This window comes from Acidimicrobiia bacterium (assembly GCA_016650365.1).
Lineage (GTDB): Bacteria > Actinomycetota > Acidimicrobiia > Spongiisociales > JAENVV01 > JAENVV01.
The window spans coordinates 1-2,491 of the sequence record JAENVV010000135.1 but is presented as its reverse complement, the minus strand read 5'-3'; the positions used below and the strand labels follow the sequence as shown (position 1 = coordinate 2,491).

General features: G+C 62.9%; 3 protein-coding genes. 1 reads left to right on the top strand and 2 read right to left on the bottom strand.

Features of this window, described 5'->3' with window-relative positions; all coding sequences use genetic code 11:
- The coding region (locus JJE47_07865) for a DsrE family protein (protein MBK5267337.1) at positions 1-129 on the bottom strand (129 nt) is incomplete at its 3' end.
- A 284-nt stretch (positions 130-413) separates the two neighbouring features.
- Between JJE47_07865 and JJE47_07860 the strand changes: the two genes are divergently transcribed.
- Positions 414-1,424, top strand: a complete 1,011-nt coding sequence (locus JJE47_07860) for an aldo/keto reductase (GenBank protein MBK5267336.1) — start codon at positions 414-416, stop codon at positions 1,422-1,424.
- A 278-nt stretch (positions 1,425-1,702) separates the two neighbouring features.
- Here JJE47_07860 and JJE47_07855 read toward each other — a convergent pair whose 3' ends face one another.
- Positions 1,703-2,167 carry a hypothetical protein gene (locus tag JJE47_07855; GenBank protein MBK5267335.1) on the bottom strand — a complete coding sequence of 155 codons (465 nt, stop codon included), beginning with the start codon at positions 2,165-2,167 and terminating at the stop codon, positions 1,703-1,705.
- Positions 2,168-2,491: the final 324 nt, after the last annotated feature.

Below are 2,491 nucleotides of genomic sequence, written 5' to 3'. Positions count from 1 at the left end.
GTCGGTCAGCTCGTCCATGGTGCTGCGGCGGCAGCCCTCAGCAAGTTCGGTGTCGGCGATTCCACGGGCGTCCATACACGTGCCGCACACCCCGACTTCGCCACCACGACGCGAAACCGACCGCAGCATTACTTCGAGGTTGTAATACCCCTGAGGGACCGTTTGGCCTCCCGGGAGCGAATGACACGGAGGAAAACCTCCACCGAGCTCGCCACCCGTTGGACGCCACCATCGTGTTCATCTCCATGGCCGGCCCGACCAAAGTACGGACCCGCCAAAAGAGCCACCGGTCGTAACGGGTGAAGCCGATGCTCACCTGCGACATGATGATCTCAACGATCGGGGCGGCCTGCTAGCCCGGTTCAGCCTCGACCTTCGAATAGACTCCAACCCTCGACACGAGAGGAACGCACATGAAGCACCGCCGCCTGGGAAACAGTGGACTACTGGTCAGCGAGCTGGCACTCGGGACGATGGTGTTCGGGGAGGGGGGCACCAGGGCCGCATCGCCGAAGGATGCTCACGCCATGATCGATCGCTTCCTCGACGTCGGTGGGAATCACATCGACACTGCCGACGTGTATGCGAACGGACGATCTGAGGAGATCGTTGGTGCGGCAATCAAGGCTCGGCGGGACGAGGTGGTCCTCGCCACAAAGGTCCGGTTCCCCACCGGAGCGGGACCCAACGACACGGGCCTCTCGCGCCATCACATCATGCGCGGTGTCGAGGCCAGCCTCGGGCGACTCCGGACCGAAACCATCGATCTCCTCTACATGCACTGTTGGGACCCTTTGACACCGATAGAGGAATCGCTCCGGGCCTTCGATGACCTCGTTGCCGCGGGCAAGGTTCGATACATCGGCGTGTCCAACTTCATGGCGTGGCAGCTCATGAAGGCGCTCGGGGTGAGCGCCCTGGGCGGCTACCAGCGGTTTGTTGCCGCCCAGTATCAGTACAACCTGATCACCCGCGATATCGAGCCGGAGTTTTTCGATCTGCTCGCCTCCGAGGATGTCTCGCTCACGCCATGGAGTCCCCTCGCCGGCGGATTCCTATCGGGCAAGTACCGGCGCGCCCACCGACCAACCTCCGAAGAGGGCCGGCTTGGCAGCCAGCCCGACAGTGACGAAGAGGCGTGGGTGAGACGCCAGGACGACCGTTCGTGGGAGATCGCCGATGAGCTCCACGCCGTGGCGGACGATCTTGGGGTTCCTCCCGAGCAGGTCGCGCTGGCGTGGGTACTCGGGAGACCCAACGTAGCCAGCGTCATCATCGGCGTCCGTACCATGAGCCAGCTCGAATCGAACCTGGGTGCCCTGGAAGTAACGCTGAGCAGCAGGGACATCGAACGGCTCGGGACGGCCAGCGCATTACCAGCCACCTATCCCCGCCGCTTCATCGACGCCAACGGCAGTCGCTGAACACGACCCCGTCAACTCCTCCACAGCGCGCGGTCCGAGCCTCCACCCCGGCAGGGGTCAGATAAAGACCAGGCTTCAACGATCGGGCCGCCACTCGCAAGGTCCAGGTCACAAACCGAAGAGAAGCCCAGTCGGGCTGGTGCTCGAGTCACCATCGAGATCGACTGGGCGACCCCGGAAGCGCGGTTGATTGATGCGCTCGACCTCGCGAACGAGTGCATCGACAGCTGGCATTCCTTCTTCAGGGACTTCGGCATTGCGGAGCCATGATTTCTATGTCACATGGTCCGGCAGGTGTCGCCAGAGCCACATTTGAGTTTTCGTGCCCCTGTGGGAGAACGTGGAGCGTATTCCGCTGGGGGGGCGGGTAGAAGTTCCCACCGGTCAGCTTCGATGATGTACTCGATGGGCGTTTGTGGCTGAAGGGGTTCGATTGTCGAAGGCCACACATAGATCGAGCCGGCTGCGAGGGCAGTTTCCGCTAAACGCTCCATGGGAATGGGAGCGTTGGACAATCGCCGCCACTGGTTGGTTGTGGGATTGTATGCGGCCGCACCAACGTTCTGTCCGCGTCCTAGGTCGGTAACCCCGCCAAAGACAATGACCTCGTCGCCGGTCCAAACACCTTCCATAAAGCTGGCGGCGACGGGGGGCGTGGCGATAACGGTCCACGTATCTGTCTCCGGGTTGTAACTGGCCGCATCAGCGCCCTCTCCGACAATTCGCCCGCCACACACAATCATCTCGCTCCCGGTCTTCGGCTTGCCCGAAAAACTCCTCGAATTGTCGAGTACCGGCCGCGTCCGGCACCTACATCGACCCTCAGGCCGGACGACTCAGACTCGGCGACTTCACCGGGCAGGCCACCGCCGGGTGGGTCAACCCACGGGACTCGACCAAAGCCCGCGACGAGTCGTATCTGCGCAGCCTGGTCCTACCGACGTTCGCCGACCTGCCGATCGGGGCCATCAGCGTCTTCGACGTCCAAGAATGGGTTTCGGACCTTGACGCCGACGGATACGCCCCCGGCCACCATCCGCAAGGCCTACCAACTGCTCGGACGGATC

Excerpts from the sequence above, each read along its gene's own strand:
- JJE47_07860 (MBK5267336.1), top strand. The coding sequence starts at position 414 with ATGAAGCACCGCCGCCTGGGAAACAGTGGACTACTGGTCAGCGAGCTG.
- JJE47_07855 (MBK5267335.1), bottom strand. The coding sequence starts at position 2,167 with ATGATTGTGTGTGGCGGGCGAATTGTCGGAGAGGGCGCTGATGCGGCC.